This is a genomic window from Candidatus Pristimantibacillus lignocellulolyticus, assembly GCA_023639215.1.
GTDB classification, from domain to species: Bacteria; Bacillota; Bacilli; order Paenibacillales; family Paenibacillaceae; genus Pristimantibacillus; species Pristimantibacillus lignocellulolyticus.
This window is the reverse complement of record CP097899.1, coordinates 885,705-903,654: the sequence shown is the minus strand read 5'-3', so window position 1 is coordinate 903,654 and position 17,950 is coordinate 885,705. Positions and strand designations below refer to the sequence as shown.

17 protein-coding genes are annotated in these 17,950 nt (G+C 37.0%); 14 read left to right on the top strand and 3 right to left on the bottom strand.

Going from position 1 to position 17,950, the window contains the following annotated elements; all coding sequences use genetic code 11:
• Positions 1-9 precede the first annotated feature (9 nt).
• From NAG76_03675 to NAG76_03665, 3 genes are all read left to right on the top strand, one after another.
• The gene (locus NAG76_03675) at positions 10-1,698 is read left to right on the top strand and encodes a VWA domain-containing protein (GenBank protein URN95372.1); all 1,689 of its coding nucleotides are present in this window, start codon (positions 10-12) and stop codon (positions 1,696-1,698) included.
• 534 nt (positions 1,699-2,232) lie between these two features.
• Positions 2,233-3,372 (top strand): toxic anion resistance protein, encoded by a 1,140-nt coding sequence (locus tag NAG76_03670; protein ID URN95371.1) that lies wholly within the window; start codon positions 2,233-2,235, stop codon positions 3,370-3,372.
• A 149-nt stretch (positions 3,373-3,521) separates the two neighbouring features.
• Entirely contained in the window at positions 3,522-3,794 is a 273-nt protein-coding gene (locus NAG76_03665; GenBank protein ID URN95370.1) for a hypothetical protein, read from the top strand.
• A 114-nt stretch (positions 3,795-3,908) separates the two neighbouring features.
• Here the strand turns inward: NAG76_03665 and NAG76_03660 are convergent, their stop codons facing one another.
• Together NAG76_03660 and NAG76_03655 are read right to left on the bottom strand one after the other, a co-directional pair.
• On the bottom strand, positions 3,909-4,082 hold the full coding sequence (locus NAG76_03660) for a hypothetical protein (GenBank protein ID URN95369.1): 174 nt from the start codon (positions 4,080-4,082) through the stop codon (positions 3,909-3,911).
• A gap of 160 nt (positions 4,083-4,242) precedes the next feature.
• Complete coding sequence (locus tag NAG76_03655) at positions 4,243-5,553, bottom strand: uracil/xanthine transporter (GenBank protein ID URN95368.1); 1,311 nt, start codon at positions 5,551-5,553, stop codon at positions 4,243-4,245.
• Positions 5,554-5,852: 299 nt separating this feature from the next.
• On the opposite strand from NAG76_03655, the gene NAG76_03650 reads away from it, so the two are divergent.
• From NAG76_03650 to rfbG, 9 genes are all read left to right on the top strand, one after another.
• Positions 5,853-6,128 carry a hypothetical protein gene (locus NAG76_03650; GenBank protein URN95367.1) on the top strand — a complete coding sequence of 92 codons (276 nt, stop codon included), beginning with the start codon at positions 5,853-5,855 and terminating at the stop codon, positions 6,126-6,128.
• 133 nt (positions 6,129-6,261) lie between these two features.
• A complete protein-coding gene (locus tag NAG76_03645; protein ID URN95366.1) occupies positions 6,262-7,134 on the top strand; it encodes a hypothetical protein in 873 nt (290 codons plus the stop codon).
• Between the two features lie 248 nt (positions 7,135-7,382).
• Entirely contained in the window at positions 7,383-8,168 is a 786-nt protein-coding gene (rfbF, locus tag NAG76_03640; GenBank protein ID URN95365.1) for a glucose-1-phosphate cytidylyltransferase, read from the top strand.
• 79 nt (positions 8,169-8,247) lie between these two features.
• A complete protein-coding gene (locus NAG76_03635) occupies positions 8,248-8,943 on the top strand; it encodes a hypothetical protein (GenBank protein URN95364.1) in 696 nt (231 codons plus the stop codon).
• A complete protein-coding gene (locus NAG76_03630; protein ID URN95363.1) occupies positions 8,940-9,836 on the top strand; it encodes an NAD(P)-dependent oxidoreductase in 897 nt (298 codons plus the stop codon). Before NAG76_03635 ends, NAG76_03630 begins: the two co-directional genes overlap by 4 nt.
• Before the next feature lie 18 nt (positions 9,837-9,854).
• Positions 9,855-10,946, top strand: a complete 1,092-nt coding sequence (locus NAG76_03625) for a class I SAM-dependent methyltransferase (protein ID URN95362.1) — start codon at positions 9,855-9,857, stop codon at positions 10,944-10,946.
• A 26-nt stretch (positions 10,947-10,972) separates the two neighbouring features.
• Positions 10,973-11,545, top strand: a complete 573-nt coding sequence (gene rfbC / locus NAG76_03620) for a dTDP-4-dehydrorhamnose 3,5-epimerase (protein URN95361.1) — start codon at positions 10,973-10,975, stop codon at positions 11,543-11,545.
• Entirely contained in the window at positions 11,538-13,361 is a 1,824-nt protein-coding gene (locus NAG76_03615) for a glycosyltransferase (protein ID URN95360.1), read from the top strand. The genes rfbC and NAG76_03615 overlap by 8 nt, the downstream gene beginning before the upstream one ends.
• 32 nt (positions 13,362-13,393) lie before the next feature.
• On the top strand, positions 13,394-14,488 hold the full coding sequence (gene rfbG / locus NAG76_03610; protein URN95359.1) for a CDP-glucose 4,6-dehydratase: 1,095 nt from the start codon (positions 13,394-13,396) through the stop codon (positions 14,486-14,488).
• A gap of 13 nt (positions 14,489-14,501) precedes the next feature.
• Here rfbG and NAG76_03605 read toward each other — a convergent pair whose 3' ends face one another.
• The gene (locus tag NAG76_03605; protein URN95358.1) at positions 14,502-14,723 is read right to left on the bottom strand and encodes a hypothetical protein; all 222 of its coding nucleotides are present in this window, start codon (positions 14,721-14,723) and stop codon (positions 14,502-14,504) included.
• Positions 14,724-15,305: 582 nt separating this feature from the next.
• Between NAG76_03605 and NAG76_03600 the strand changes: the two genes are divergently transcribed.
• Both NAG76_03600 and NAG76_03595 read left to right on the top strand, forming a co-directional pair.
• Positions 15,306-16,910, top strand: a complete 1,605-nt coding sequence (locus NAG76_03600; protein ID URN95357.1) for an ABC transporter substrate-binding protein — start codon at positions 15,306-15,308, stop codon at positions 16,908-16,910.
• Positions 16,911-16,996: 86 nt separating this feature from the next.
• Complete coding sequence (locus NAG76_03595) at positions 16,997-17,947, top strand: ABC transporter permease (protein URN95356.1); 951 nt, start codon at positions 16,997-16,999, stop codon at positions 17,945-17,947.
• Positions 17,948-17,950: the final 3 nt, after the last annotated feature.

Here is a 17,950-nt window from a genome sequence, read left to right as displayed (position 1 = left end):
GGAGTAGAAATGGCGAATAGAGGAAAAGTATTTACTATATTAATAGTTATTACGATCATTGTATTTGGACTTGTATATTTAGGGATAACGTTAACATCTAATTTAGGAAAAACGAGTACAGAAGTTACTGAGGAAGATGCAGATAAAAGGTTAGATAAATTATACAAAAACATTAATGTAACAAGTGCAGAACAGATTAAAGGTCAAGTTGATCTAGATCCAGTTGTCATTGGAGATTCTTTGCCCGATATCTCTAAGTTTGGTGTATCTGTAGAAAATACAACAGATAGTTACATAGAAATTTTTTCATCTACTGAGAAATCAGGTGCAGGTATTGATGGTTGGTTGAATGAAGTTGCTGAAGCATTCAATGATGCAGCGATTCAAGTTGATGGGAAGACAGTTTCGGTGAAGATTCGAAATATTGCTTCCGGTACAGCAGCAGATTTTATTAGATCAGGTAAATATATTCCAGATGCGTTCACTCCATCTAATGAATTGTGGGGAGAGATGGTGAAAGCAGAAGGTATCAAGACAGAGCTAGTAACGAAGCGATTAGTAGGTAATGTTCCAGGTATCGTGTCCACTAAAGCAAAATACGATGAGTTAGTAGAGAAGTATGGTGCGCTCAATGTGAAGACGGTAACCGATGCGATCGCAGATAATGAATTAGCTATGGGTTACACTGATCCTTTTGCAAGCTCTACAGGATTGAATTTTCTAGTAACCTCCTTACAGACATTTGATAATAAAGATTTATTGAGTGATAAGGCCGTTCAAGGGTTTGAGAGATTCCAAGCCAATGTTCCATTCATTGCTTCTACAACGATTCAAATGCGTGAGGCAGCGAAGACAGGAATGTTAGACGCATTTGTACTAGAATATCAGACGTTTGTGAATACCGCAGACTTGAAATCGGGTTATGTATTTACTCCGTTTGGTGTAAGGCATGATAGTCCATTATATGCCATTGGTGATCTACCACAATTAAAAAGAGATATTATTAAACAATTTGCTGATTTTGTCGCACAAGATAAGTATCAAAGTTTGGCTAGTGATAAAGGTTTTAATGGATTAGAAGAATATCAATCCGAGTTAGAACCGGTAGAAGGTACATTATTAACAGCTGCTCAGAAGCTTTGGAAAGAAAAGAAAAATGGAGACAAACCAGTTGCAGCTATATTTGTCGCAGATATATCAGGAAGTATGGATGGTGAGCGACTTAATCAATTGAAAGAATCGTTGATGAAAGGGCAAAAGTATTTGGGCAGAGACAATAGTATTGGTCTTGTATCGTATTCTAGTGATGTGACAATCAATCTTCCTATTGGTAAATACGATACAAATCAACAATCTATGTTTGTAGGCGCAGTTGAGAGTTTGCAAGCAGGTGGAGGGACAGCTACATTTGATGGCATTGTTGTAGCGCTGAAGTTACTGCAAGAGCAATTGAAGCTTGACCCGAATGTAAAGCCAATTATTTTCGTGCTTAGTGATGGAGATACGAATGAAGGACATTCATTAAAAGATATTAAAGGCTTGATTGAGACTTACAAAATTCCAATCTATACAATAGGCTACAATGCTAATATTGAGGCATTAAAGAGCATCTCTAGTATTAACGAAGCAGCAAGTATTAATGCTGATACGGATGATGTGGTATATAAAATAAGCAACCTATTAAACGTCCAAATGTAGATGTAACTCAAAACATTCGGGTTGTGATCACGATGGTTTTGCTAACGTAGCATATTCGGCGGCGAATATGCCATTCATCGGAAGCCTGCGGTGCTCGTGTACCAATAACGTACACTCCGCTCCTCGTTTCCTAGCTTCATGGCATCTTCTTGGTGCTGACAGCCGAATGTTTTGACCCTTCATTGGAAGATGTAACTCAAAACATTCGGGTTGTGATCACGATGGTTTTGCTAACGTAGCATATTCAGCGGCGAATATGCCATTCATCGGAAGCCTGCGGTGCTCGTGTACCAATAACGTACACTCCGCTCCTCGTTTCCTAGCTTCATGGCATCTTCTTGGTGCTGACAGCCGAATGTTTTGACCCTTCATTGGAAGATGTAACTCAAAACATTCGGGTTGTGATCACGATGGTTATGCTAACGTAGCATATTCGGCGGCGAATATGCCATTCATCGGAAGCCTGCATTCGCTTGTGTACTGTATAGTACACGCCGCAAGGTCTTATACAATAAAATTCTAGGAGGTTATGCTATGACATTTTCTATGGAAGTCGTAACACCAGAAAAATTGAAGGCTGTAATTGAAGAGGAAGTAAAGCCGGAACCTGCTGAGGTTACACAGTTAAAAGAATTAGCTGCTAACAATGTTAATGCAATTCTAGAGTTAGATATTGAATCATTTGAGAAAAGAACAGCAGTACTGCAATCTATTGATAGTTTCGGTATGGGCACAATGAAATCTTCATCAGAAAAAAATTCATTATTGCAAGTTTCGGTAGGGAATTTATCTAAGACTGGAGACGAAGGCGGTCAAGTTGCCAAAGGACTTACTGAGCTCCATCTACAATTAAAAGATCTTGATCCTAGTCTTATCGATTTTACGAAAAGTGGCTTGTTAGGTAAGTTGTTCAATCCTTTACGTGTTTACTTTGCGAAGTATCAGAAAGCAGATTCGATGATTTCTGATATTGTTGTATCATTGGATAAAGGGAAAACGGTATTAAAAAACGATAATACAACATTAGAATTAGAGCAACAAACGCTTAGAGAGTTAACGAAAAGGTTGCAGAAAGAAATTCAACTAGGTGTTCTTATGGATACTGAGATTGAGACTCAGATTGAAGCTGCAAAACAACGTAATGAAGATGAGAATAAAGTTAGATTTATAACGGAGGAAGTATTATTCCCTCTACGCCAACGTGTGATGGATTTGCAACAAATGCAAGTTGTTAATCAACAGGGGATAATGGCTATGGAAGTCGTTATTCGTAATAACAAAGAGTTAATTAGAGGGGTAGACAGAGCGAGAAATGTTACGATATCTGCCCTAAAAATTGCCGTTACTGTAGCAAGTGCACTTTATAATCAGAAAATCGTTTTGAAAAAAATAGAATTGCTTAACGAAACAACGAATAATTTAATTAGTGGTACTTCGAAAATGTTAAAACAACAAGGTGCAGAAATTCATAAGCAATCACTGGAAGCAAGTGTTTCTGTTGACACGTTGAAGCAGGCATTCTCCGATGTTCTATCCGCATTAGATTCGATTAGTGCATACAAGCAAGAGGCTCTACCGAGAATGAGAGATACGATCCTTCAATTTAGAGAGCTAGCTGATCAAGGAGAACAACAAATTTCACGCTTAGAACGAGGCAACAAGGTAGGGTTGTAGTTCGCTTCATATTCGATGCCGAATAAACTACCAAGTCAATCATCGTAATCAAAGTTCGCATTTTGAACTTCCTATTTCAATGAAAGTTCAAAAAGCGGGCATTCAGAACCGAGAAGATGGAGCGCTACTTGCGGAAGGAGGAAACGCAAGTGTACGTTATTGGTACACGCGTACCGGACTTTCCAAGTTCGCTTCATCTTCGATGTCGAATAAACGGCGGAGCCAATCATCGATATCAAAGTTCGCATTTTGAACTACCTCTTACAATGAAAGTTCAAAATTCGGGCATTCAGAACCGAGAAGATGGAGCGCTACTTGCGGAAGGAGGAAACGCAAGTGTACGTTATTGGTACACGCGTACCGGACTTTCCAAGTTCGCTTCATATTCGATGTCGAATAAACAGCGGAGCCAATCATCGTAATCAAAGTTCGCATTTTGGACATCCTCTAACAATGAAAGTAAAGGTCGAGTGTACGGGATTAACTACCCACTACTCGACCTTTTTCGTTCATATTGTTTTTGGGAATTCATAATATTAGAATGCATACTGCCTCAGTAACTCCTCAGTTGTTAAATTTGCTTCTAATTTCTCATCTTGCATTTCATTTTCAGCCCAGCATGCTCTGCATTTTTCTTCTGTTTCACAGTTTGGAGCATCAGCGCAAGTGTAGCAGAACTGTAATAATTTTCTCGTTGTATGGTCAGTCATTGTAATCACTCCATCTCTTTGTTTGATAAGTTAAGTATAGAACATAACTCAGTATTATAATGTGATTTTTTTCACATAATTCATAAAACTAGAAAAAAATATGGAGCCGCATCCAAATTGTCACAAGAATGACGTTAGGATACAGCTCCTTTTGTATGTTTTATGATGAGATTACCTTTTCCTTCTTGGGCTTATCCCACTTCACTGTTGTCTCCAATAGTATGGACAGTAACACACCAACGATAAAGCCATTACTTAATAATGGTTGAATAAGTGAAGGGAAGTTAGAGAATATTTTTGGATCGGTTGCTAACAAGCTAACTCCGACTAATATCGGAATAGCAATGCGATGAATAGAAATAGAGTTGAAGGAATATCCTTGTACTCCCTTTAATGCTGTTCCAAGTAATTGTAAATAAGCAATGAATAATACCGCATTTCCAACGGTAATTGGAATGGTTGCTAGCATTAGACCAAGAGACGGAATAATCCCAAGAACAGTTATAATACCGCCACCAATTAGAAATGGCTTCTTGTCATATATTTGCGTGCTTTCCAAGAACCCTACAGATGAAGCGAATGGAGCATACGATACTAGACCGAATAATGAAGCGACAACGCTATATATTCCAGTTAAAAATAGCGAATTTCGAAATTGCTTTGGCTTAGGTGAACTATTATCCAATTTCGAAGCGGCAGTTATTGATGCATAAGTATTACTCATATTAATCATACAACCAAGGAAAGTAATAAAGATAATGCCATATTGTAGATTTGGCTTACCTAATGGAAATAGGCTAAATGCCGGTTGGGCTCCATCACCTGTTGCCATCATACTCTCTGTCGGGAAAATAAATGCATACACTATCCATCCAACAATAATACCAATTAATAGTGAGAAATTGCCGATTAACGCATTTCCTTTAATTTTAAGAACTGCTACAAAAATTGCAACGATGACTGAAAATACTGTAATAGCAACATCAAGAGTTCCATTATCATTAATTTTCAACATTCCTTTGAAGAAAATAAATGCAAGTTGGAATGTTAATAGCATTAGAAATACATTCATAACCATAGGGCTAAATACTTTCCTAATGATTGGGGTTGCACCACAAACAACAAGTAAAATCGTGACTGCACCTGCCAACAACATACCAGTTGCTACGCCACCACCAATTTCTATCAAGCTAAGTCCCAGCGTAGGTGCTGAGGCAGCTAAATTCAACATTAAAGCCCATATAACGCCTGAGTGTCCTTCTAGCAGCGGATACTTATGACCAATCAATGCCTGCAGTATACAAGCAATACCCGTTATTATAAGCGAGCTTCGTAAAATCGTTACTACTTCATATGTAGGTAGATCAAATGCCAATCCGATAGAAATCGGAACGACAACAATGTTTGCAAATATAAAAAATACCCATTGAAGCGAAGCGAAAAATGTAACCTTTGAAGAATGTTCTTTCATATTCACCCTATCCTTTATCATGCTAAATAACTTTGATCATTGTACTGAATTTTAGTGAAGCGATGCAAGGTAATAAAAAACTAACAGATTCATATGACACAACAACAAGTATAGCATGACTGCGTAAATTAGTTAGTAGAGATTATTTATAAGGAGTATTCTCTGTATAAGTATAATAAAATTCATTAATATAAATTGTAAATAATTAGCAACATTAAGTGATATGATACCGTTATTTATAGTGATAGCAATATGAGGACAATAAGAAATCGCAATAATATGATAATAGGAGGGCTTTAATGTTACAAACTAATAAAGCATTTGTGGTAGTAATTATGATATGGATTAGTATTTTAACTGTATGGGCAGTAAATTCATTAACGAATGGTGACCAAAAATCAGTTCATGTTACAGGTGTACCTCAAAATTATACCCCGCAGCAAATTTCGGTAGTCCAAATGGATAAAGACACGGTATGGGTTGTTGATCCCAATAGTAACTACATAAGGGTGATTAAGCATAATGAGGATGGTTATCATATAACTGGTTCAGAAATGTCATTTCAAGAAGAATAATTTAAGATAATAACATAGCGGGGAGGATTAATCGTTCGGTAAAAAGTGATAGCGATAGTTTTTGTCTAGCGATTGAAATAACGAAAAGTCATCGCATAGCTAGGATGGTCTAAAATGTTGTAGGAGGGGTGAGATGAAATCATTATCTTTTCAATGGAAGATAGTATTTGTAGCATTAATGATGGTAACAAATGTACTTCTATCCGCATCATGTAGTGTGCAAAGCAAAGAACTAGATATTGAACAAAGTATAGATCAGAGTAACTGGAAATCTGCTGAATTGAGCAATTTACAAACTAGTACAAATTCAAATTCGTACGAAGAAACTTCTAATATTGATCAACCTATAGAATACATAGGACTAGAATTTACAAACCCAGTAGCTAAAATAGATGGCGAAAATATATATATGTATATTACTGAAACTGGAGAGTACATGATACAGATTAATGATGAGAGCTATACGTATAGTTGGACAGGGATGACACCAAGAGGGATTGTTCCGAGCATGATACTACAAGACTTTGATGGAGACGGACAAGCTGAATTAGCTGTCATACTATACGTTGGCTCAGGGACTGGAATATCAGTTTCTGAGTTGCATATGCTTGAAATTAATCAAGTTGGAGATGTGCAACAGATTTATGAATACACATATCAACCGGAGCAATATATTAGCCAGCTTCAAGAAATCGCTAGTATGAAACTATACGAGCAAAACTCTCATTTGAGAGGAGAATTAACGTTTGTGGAAAATCGATATGAGGTTGATCTTCAAGATATTCAAATCTCTGAATATGGAACGATTAATAACACATTATTATGGGGAAACATTGTTGAGTTTTCTGTAGAGGGGCAACAACTAATTGGAACATTTGGAGTCGCAGTTGGTGCAGAAAAGATTGTTTCTCCAATTTACATCGGGGAACTGAAAACAACAATTAGTTACCAAGATGGCGAATTCACAATGAGTCAGTTTGAATTTGAAGAGTTTGAAAATAAATAAAACGAAAATTAAATTAGAGGTCTAGCTTTCTTTCTGTAAAAACTCAAAAAAAGCTCTGTCACATCAATTGTGACAGAGCCTTTTTGAGTTCCCTATAAACAAATCTGATAATGATAGTCATATTGAGACAAGATTCTTCCATAAGATAGATAGTAATGATGATTCATTAAGCGTATGCTTTCGAAGCTACTTTTTGTTTCTAAGAAGTATGTTAAGAAGTTATACAAAAAGTTTAAAGGAGGAGAATGATGAAGGTAGTAATCCTTGCAGGAGGAAGAGGGACTCGTATTAGCGAGGAATCTCATCTTAAGCCTAAGCCAATGATTGAGATCGGCGATATACCCATACTGCTGCACATTATGAAAACATACTCTTTCTATGGATACAATGAGTTTATTATTTGTCTTGGCTATAAAGGTTATGTCATTAAAGAATATTTCGCCAACTACTATAGACATATGTCTAAAGCAGTTACTTATGACTTTTCATCAGGAGACACTGTTGAAGTTCACAATAATACAGTAGAGCCGTGGAAAGTTACTTTAGTGGATACAGGAATTGATACGTTGACGGGAAGCCGCGTGAAACGAGTGGAATCATTTATAGGTAATGAAACCTTTATGCTGACGTATGGGGATGGTCTTGCAGATATTAATATTAATGATCTTGTGAAGCATCATCAACAAGGCAGTTGTATAACAACAATGACAGCCGTTCAGCCAGAAGGGAGATTTGGCAGATTAGAGCTCGATGGAAATCAAGTGATTGGCTTCAATGAAAAGGTAAAAGGTGATGGTGCTTGGATTAATGGCGGATATATGGTGTGTGAACCAGAAATGTTTTCGTATATTCATAGCCTTGATGATTCAATTTTAGAGCAGGGACCATTACAACAATTAGCAGCCGATGGACAACTTCAAGTGTATCGTCATAATAAGTTTTGGCAACCCATGGATACGCTCCGTGAAAAAATCGTGCTTGATGAACTTTGGAAAAATAATAAAGCGCCATGGAAGGTTTGGCGTGATAGCTAAATTAGTTAGGATGAATAAGTTGAATGTGAATTGTAGTAATAGCTACTAATGAAAGAAGTTGGAGTGGGAGTGAACTAATATGAAGGTGTCACTTACGAATGTACAACTTAAACAATATGTTTCACAGCAATTGAACCATTTTTTCCCCGATGATAAATCGTACTCAGAAGATCAATTGTTTGAACTGGCTTTGCAAAGAGCGCTTGAACGAACGGAATACTGCTTCCAACATATTGCTTTACCAGCATTTCATCAAGATGGAATTACTAAGTTTTCTCATTTGCATAGCGATCAATATACGTTATTTCTGTGGTTTCTATCGAATGAGGTATGGAAAGGTTATGAAGATACAGAACTTGCTTCTAAGTTGTTTTATTTGAACAAAATATTGAATGGTGTGCTCTGTATGTACGATGCTGGCATGCCTAACATATTTCTTATTGTTCACGGAGGCGGGGTAGTTCTTGGAAAGGCACAATACGATGATTTTTTTGTATGCTATCAAGGCTGTACAGTAGGTGCAATTGAAGGAGAATATCCTGTATTAGGAAAAGGTGTAGCAATGGCTCCGCATTCTAGCATCATTGGGCAATGTTATGTTGGGAATCGAGTAACGATCGGCAATCAAGCTTTGCTTCGGAATACTAACTTGCCTTCAAACAGTTTATATTTATGCGATATTAAGACGGGAGCTCACCGTAAACAAACCTCTACATCATCTTGGGCGCAACAATTTTTTAATGTTCCAATAAGGAGTGATTCTAAAAAAGCATGAAACAAACTACCGTATTAATTAGTGGTTCAAACGGTTACATTGCACAGCATCTTATTGTAATGTTAAGAGCCCTTCAATATCAGGTGATTACTACTTCAAGAGGTAGTGATAGCGACCACTACATGGACTTTTCTCAAGCGAATCATATTGCTAATTTAGATATAGCAAATATAGATGTAATGATTCACACCGTATCCCCGAAGGAAGAACTATATAGAACGGACCCTTATCGAGGACTTTCTGAAAATGCAACAGGCATTCATGCAGCATTAGACTTTTGTGTTCGTAATCATATTTCACGTTTTATCTATTTCTCAAGCTTTCATGTTTTCGGTAAAACTAGTGGCTTAATCACGGAACATACACCTATAGCACCGATCAATGATTATGGGCTTGCACATTCTGTTGCTGAACAAACGGTTGCAATGTATGACCGTCAACAGAAGGTTAATACATGGATAATTAGACCGTCTAATTTGTATGGAGTTCCAGTAGATTGCGATTTATTTGCACGATGGTATTTGATCCCATTCAATTTCTGTAAGCAAGCTGTGGAGCATCGCAGTATAACGTTACTATCAACGGGGCAACAATTGCGCAATTTTGTTGCAGTACAAGATGTATGCTGTACCGTTGAGCAGATAATAGAGCAACAACCTGTGGAGAGAATTCATCATGTTTATGGTTGTGAGACATTAAGTGTGTTGCAATATGCCCAGCTTGTGCAAAAGATCGCTAAGGAGAAGTTTAATCATGAGATTGATGTAACATACGCCGAAGGGGAGGAGCAAGTTATAACCTTTGATTTTTCAAGTATACATGAGCATGAACCCCAACATACGTTAGCAGTTTTTGTAGAAGATATGTTAAGTAAGTTATTAGCCCGGCAATGAAAGGAGTTGAGTAGAGCAATGAACTGTTGTATTTGTGGTCAATCAAGTGCATTAGGCGAACGTTACGTTGATGCGCCACACTGCATTATGGGGCAGTATGATGCCCCGCAACTCCAGTTGCGAGACTTGGAAATATATCATTGCGAGCATTGTGGTCATTCGCATATTCCAGCTCATGTGAATGATGATTATTATGAAGAGTATTCAATGGGATCGTATTGGGGGGCAAGTTTTCGTGCGTTAAGAGCGAAGCAGATTGAAAGATTAGTTCAGCTTGCACCAAAGCAGGAACGATTTCTAGATATTGGCTGTGGTGTAGGTCATTATTTATCATTAGCGCAATCACATTTCAGTCAATTATATGGTGTAGAACCTTCATTAACTGGGGTGCAGGCATCAAGGGAGAAGGGCTTTGAGGTCATTCATGATTACTTTCATGAAGGGATAAGTTTCGATGAAGGGTTTGACGTTATTACGATAATAGAAGTGCTTGAGCATTTGGAGCAGCCTACTGATTTTCTACAGCAAGTTGCTAAGTTATTAAACGAGGATGGAATATTGCTTGTGGAGGTTCCTAACGGACAACGGATTATGGAACAACGATTATTTTATAATTTGTGTACTGATCATATTCAGTATTTTTCCGTAACTAGTTTAGCAGAATTAGCACGAAAAGCTGGCTTGACGATTATCGCTGTACAAGAGTCGGCAGATCCTAATTTATTAGAGCTATATGTTAGAAAATCAAAAAAACAGCTGTTGAATTTCACTGCGAAAAGGGAGCAAGCACTAACGGGGCTATTAGGTCAGATTCATTCTGATGAGAGAATCGCAGCATGGGGAGCGGGGGCGGAATCGATCTGTTTTATTGCGATGTTGCAAAATCGCATCCCATTGCAATGTATCTTTGATAGTGATCTCGCAAAACATGGGCATACACTAGCGAATATCCCCATTGTCCAAGCAACAAGAGATCGAATTAACGATTTTGACTATATTATATTGTTTGCTAATGCTCATTATAAGCAGATAGCTGCACAATTATTAGAGTTAGGTTACAACGGGCAATTATTAACATTTCAACTTGGATCACTCGAACGTAGTGAGTAGCTAGTGAATGGTTGAGGAGGATCGTTATGATTATACATTCCACACCACTTAATGGAGCGAAACTGCTAGAAATAGAACCAATTAAAGATCAAAGAGGATATTTTGCAAGAACTTATTGCAACAATATATTAGCTGAGCATGGCATTGATTTTAAGCTAAAACAAGCTAATATCGCATTTAATGAGCATATGTTAACGTTAAGAGGGATGCATTTTCAACGTCCACCATATTGTGAAGAAAAAATAGTTACTTGTTATCAAGGAGCATTATATGACGTTATTATAGATCTCAATAAAAACAGTTCTACCTTTGGTCAATGGTATGGCGTTACATTATCAGCAGAAAATCAGTTATCGCTTTATGTTCCAAAGGGATTTGCTCATGGCTATGTTACCTTGCAAGCCCGTACGGCTATTCACTATATGGTTAGTGAATTTTATACTCCCTCGCATGAATCTGGAATTCGCTGGAATGATCCTGCCATCAACATTGAATGGCCTCAACGACAAAATTTATCGATATCCAGTAAGGATCAACAATGGGAATGGTTTGATATGGAGCAAGGGGGCATTCTGTTGAAGGAGGGGACTAGTGGTTAATTTGAATTCAGACCAATTACTTCAATCTTGTGAGGATTTATATGATGAGCTTGTGCGAATGCTAGAAAATATGGAACTAACTGAAGATAATCATGCACTTGTATCTGTACTACAGAACAAACATCAAGTGCTACAAACCATTGAGACTGAAGCGAATCATTATAATAGATCACATCGGGTACCACAACTTATTTCGAATATTTTCTATTATGAGGAGCAGATACTCCTTCATATTGGGCAAAAGGACAGAAATAAATTAAGCTTTGATTTTCGTTACCATTATTGTAATCTTGTACGTCTGTTATGCTATGAAATTGCTTATCTTGTGGAGCAGGATGTAGATATTACGCGTTATCCTAAACTGTATCCTGATCTAACAGCTATTAATCATCAACAAATTATTGAACAAGGAAATCAAACGAAATACGAGGTTAGTGTCGTGTTACTCGCTTATAATAACTTGCAATATACTAGTCAATGCGTTGATAGTATTGTACAGAATATGGATGATATCAATTATGAGCTAATTGTTGTAGATAATGGATCGACAGATGGTACGAAGACTTACTTTGAGTCGTTGCCAAATGCGAAAGTCATTCATCTAAACAGTAATATTCATCTCGTTAAAGGTTTCAATATCGGGATGATGGCAGCTGAAGGTAAATATATTGCTGCTGTATGTAATGATTTTATATTTACTCCGAATTGGATAAGTAATCTACTCATTTGTCTAAAGTCTGATGAAAGTATCGGCTTTGTATCCCCAGGTGCCACATATATCTCAAATTATCAATCCATTAATATTCCATTCCATTCTATTGAAGATTTCCAACAACGTGCCAAAGATTATAACATAAGTGATCCTAGTAAATGGGAAGAGCGTGTTGTCTTACTTCCTAATGTATTATGTTGTCCGGCAGCATTGCTTGATGCTATTGGTTATTATGATACTCGTTACTATCGTGGAGAATTTCTAGATGATGATATTAGTTTCCGTATACGCCGAGCTGGTTACAAACTAATTTATTGTGGGGATACGGTAACCCATCATTACGGTAGCTTAACAACAGCGACGGATCATGCAACGAATTCATTACAAGAAGGACGTAAAATATTTATTGATCGTTACAATATTGATGCCTGGTTAGATGCTCGGAAAAACCAAGCTTGTCAATTTATCGATTATAGTCGCTTTGGTGAAGTCACAACCATTCTCGGCATTGATGTGAGGTGCGGATCATCGCTAATCGATTTAAAAAATAAAATTTGGTCGAATCATGGCGTTAAAACGGAAGTTTATACGTGTACAAGTGAATCGAAGTATGTAACAGATCTTCAATCCATTTCAAAGCAAGTATTCTCTATTGAAGGGTTGATTCAATTGCCTCATGAGCTGAAGCAGTCAATTGATCTCATCTATATTGAACAAGGAATCGATTGGTATGAAGGTAATATTGATGATATTTTTCAATCATTAATAGAGTTATTACGTCCAAATGGTCAGCTAATTTTTTGCTGTCATAATCGCTTAAGTGTAGAAATGATGAAAGAAAACTTCGTTCAAGTGGCAAGGCAAAGTAATTTTTGTCAGTTTTCTATACCCGAAATCAAGTGGATAGCGAATACTCATCAATTAGAGCTAACTTTTCAACAAGATTTTTTACCACTAGCAGACGAGAAACGATCTCAAGCAATTAGTGCTCTAACTCAATTTATTGCGGGAATTAACAATAATTTTGCTATACATCTAGAATCACAAATGAATTCACATTATAGCTTGCTACAGATGACTCATGTAGTTAAAGAAAATATTTAGAAATATGATATTGACAGTTAGGAGTGTCAAAAATGATAAATGATTCGAACATTGACGCATCTTTCTGGTCTGGCAAACGAGTATTTGTTACTGGTCATAATGGCTTTAAAGGAAGCTGGTTATCGATATGGCTGCATCGACTAGGTGCTAAAGTAACAGGATTTTCATTGCCTCCATCGACGACGCCCTCACTTTATGAACTTGGAAAAATCGGTGAATTAATAGATCAATCGATCCTAGGTGATATAACGAAGTATGATGATTTATGTGAAGCTATGCAGCAAGCAAAGCCTGACATTGTTTTTCATATGGCAGCGCAGCCCTTAGTGAGAAAATCCTATGATGATCCTATAGCAACGTATCAAACGAATGTAATGGGTACTGTTCATCTATTAGAGGCAGCACGTTCATGCGAGAGTGTTAGGGCGATTGTAAATGTAACGACAGATAAATGCTATGAGAATCAAGAGTGGTATTGGGGATATCGAGAGAATGACCGGTTAGGTGGGTATGATCCATATTCGAATAGTAAAGCATGTGCAGAACTTGTTACATCAGCATATCGACAATCATTTTTAAGTCATTCTTCTATTCATGTGGCTACTGTTCGAGCAGGAAATGTCATAGGAGGCGGAGATTGGTCAGAAGATCGATTAATACCCGATTTGATGCGCTCACTTTTGTCAAAGCAAGCTATTATTTTACGAAATCCTGAAGCTGTAAGACCGTGGCAACATGTTCTCGAACCATTATCAGGCTACTTAATGTTAGCAAAGCGATTATATGAAGATGGTGCATATTTTGCTCAGGGATGGAATTTTGGTCCTAGAACGGAAGATGTTCAAACCGTTCAATATATTGTTGAACAATTATTATCACAATGGCAAGGTGAGCATCCAGGATATGAAGTAGAGCGACAAGAAAAGAAGCATGAAGCGAAGTTATTAATGCTCGATTGCTCAAAAGCAATTAGTGAACTTGAATGGAAACCTCAGTGGGGGTTAAAGCAAGCGCTAGATATGACCTTAGAATGGTTTCAAGCTTATAATCGGGGAGAAAATTTGTTGCAATTGTGTCAGAAGCAGATTACACAATATGAAAGTGCAGCAGTTAGTGGGAATTCGTAGCGGGTAGAAAGAGCTATGAGCATATAGGAATTAAAAAAGCGCAATAACTCTGTTCCAACTCAGAGGCATTGCGCTTTTTGTGTTTGTTTTGTAGGAGCTTGCTTTGCTTAGTTTTCGTCATTTTCGTTCCGGTTTGAATCGCAATATGTTGTCCACCTCGTTGTGAACTTATTAGATCATATCCTTTTTGCTTCGCTTGTTTCTCACGAAATTTACGTGCTGTACTTTTAGCCACATGAATCATCTCCAATATTAAAATTAATACATCTTTATTATACAATACTTTATTGTGAATGATCATTTTTCAGAAAAAATAAATGTTGGAAGATCAACTAGAATACAACATATGAGAACTGCTCATACTATCGGGGACGCTCCTTTGCCTGCTTCGATGACAATCTTACGTGGGTACACGCTACGAGAACTAATCGCTGCTCCGATCGAAGTTTTCCTCGGATTTATTGTAATGGTAATAGTGGTATAAATCCGAGGACAAAAACGACCGCTATCGCTTCTCTACTAGCGTTTAGTTCTCACCGCACGCTGCTAGAACAAATCGCTGTTCCAAATAAAGTTTAAAGAAAAGGAAGAAGGGATTATACAAACGAAAAAGTTTCATTTATAATAATAAATAATCGGTTTAATAAGTATTATACATAAGCACAATTCTAATATTTCAATAATAATAAAACGTTTACATGTTGATTTTTACAGAAAATATCAAAAAAATAATGATAAAATTAATAAAAATATTGTAATTCCGATTAATCCGATGTAGTATAGAGGAAATGATAAAAAAACAGATGGGGGAACTACTATGAAAAAGATTTTTTCTACTATGATATCGCTAATACTAATTATTGCGGTTGTAGCAGCTTGCTCAAGCAATAATGGAAATACAGCACCTAATAACACAACTAACACTGGTAATGAAGTTAGCGGTGAGCCGAAACAAGGTGGTAATCTTATTATTGCTGTAGCAAGTGACCCAGTTATTCTTAATCCTAACTATGCTGGTGATCGTGTCAGCTTAACGATTAACCAATCACTATATTCTCCATTATTCCAAGTTTCTGATGGTGAAAAAACATTCTATCTTGCTAAAAGCCTTGAGCTTTCTGAAGATGGTCTGACTTATACAATGACATTACGTGATGATGCCAAATGGCATGATGGCGAAGCTGTTACAGCAGATGATGTAGTATATACAATCGAAAAGATTGTTGATGAAAATCAGAATAGTCTACTTCGTGAAAACTTCATCGTTGGTGGCAAACTAATTGAGGTAGAAAAAGTTGATGACTACACGGTGAAATTCAATTTACCGCAAGTTAATCCAGCTTTTGAAGCAACTTTAGTACAAGTATTCCCGATTCCTAAACATGTATATGAGAATGAAACAAATTTAGAGAAAAGCGATAAAAACAAAGCTCCAATTGGATCTGGTCCATTCAAATTCAAAGAATACAAAACAGGTGAGTATGTATCACTAGAACGTTTCGATGATTATTATGGTGGAAAACCTTATCTTGACGGAGTAACATACCGTATTGCTAAAGATACAAACACAGCTAATCTAGCACTTCAAAATGGTGAAATCAATGTGAAATATGTAGATCCTCAAGATGTATCAACAATTGAGGCAACAAATAATTTTGCAATCTATCCTTATGAAGAGGGTCGTCTTGCATACTTGAACTTTAACCAGATTAGTGATATCGGTGTATTGAATAACGTTGAGGTTCGTAAAGCATTATCTTATGCACTTGATCGTGAGGAATTAATTCAAGTAGCGTACACATCTAGCGACTATGCTAATGCGGCATATTCATTCTTAACACCGGATGGTTTGTTCCATACAAACGATGTAACAGCATATAATTATGATCCTGAGAAAGCAAAACAATTGTTAGCTGATGCAGGTGTAAGTAACTTGAAACTAAGATTTATTGTATCAAGTGGTAATAAAGCACAAGAAGCAGTAGCGATATATGTACAACAAAAACTTGGTGAGATCGGTGTACAAGTTGAACTTCAATCTATGGATGCATCAGCATATGGTCAAAAGCTAAATACTCCTAGTACATCGGATTATGAAGTATTTCTAGGTGGATATATTATGGGTTACGATCCAGATGCATACCGTATTTTATTCACAACTGATTCATCATCTAATTATAGCCATGTATCAAATGCCGAAATCGATGCGTTATTCCAAGCAGGTGCAGGTGAAGGCGATGTTGCTAAGCGTGAAGAAATTTACAAACAAGTTCAAGAACTTATTGCAGCAGAAGCGATTCAATATCCAATTGCATACACGAAAACGATTGTAGCAGTAAGCAATCAATTTGGTGGTGTTGAAGAAGCTAAGTTGAAACCAGTATATATCTTTGAAGATCTTTCAAAAATTTACAAGAAATAATCGTAAGATCAAATGAACAAGTATGCAAAAAAATAAGCTGAGTAGTCAGCTTATTTTTTTGCTACTAAGTAGAGGGAGAATATGTTATGAAACAACTCATAGCGAAGCGATTACTGCAGACAATTCCATTGCTGTTCTTTGTCTCAATTGTTAGCTTTGTGATGATCAAGGCTGCACCTGGTGATCCTGTGCTTAACTTCGTCACACCTAATATGCATGCGGAAGATATTGAGAGAATTAGACATAACTTAGGACTGGACAAACCGGCATACGTACAATACTTCATATGGTTAAAGGGAGTTTTGCAAGGTGATCTAGGTTATTCACTCATTAATCACCAACCTGTCTTGGATCAAATTGTTGAACGTATTCCAGCAACTGTAGGACTTATGAGTGGAGCAATTATTATAGCTGTTTTATTAGCTATTCCTTTAGGATTGATCGCAGGATCCAATCGTAATCGTTTTGTGGATAAATGCATTAATATGTTTTCATACATTGGGATATCAATACCCGGCTTCTGGTTAGGGATATTATTTATCTATTTCTTTGCTGTGAAATTAGGATGGTTGCCTAGTATGGGGATGAGGACAATTGGTGTCACGTCTACTTGGGATGTTATCAAGCACGCAATATTACCTTGTAGTGTGCTAGCTATTGGATTTCTATCGGTCTATGTTCGATATATTCGTTCTAGTACGATTGGACAACTGAAGGAAGACTATGTGCAAATTCAATATGCCTTTGGTTCCTCTAAAAAACAAGTGTTAAAACGACATGTACTAAAGCATGTATTGTTACCAATTATTACGTTGCTAGGTATGTCAGTAGGGGATATCGTAGCTGGAGCTATTGTGACAGAAACGGTATTTTCATGGCCAGGACTAGGATCGCTTGGTATGACTGCTGTAAAAGGACTAGATTATCCTTTAATAATGGGTATTACATTACTTTCTTCTGTCATGCTAATACTAGGAAATTTAATTGCGGATATATTATATAGTTTTGCTGATCCAAGAATTAAGAAGATGAGGTGAGAA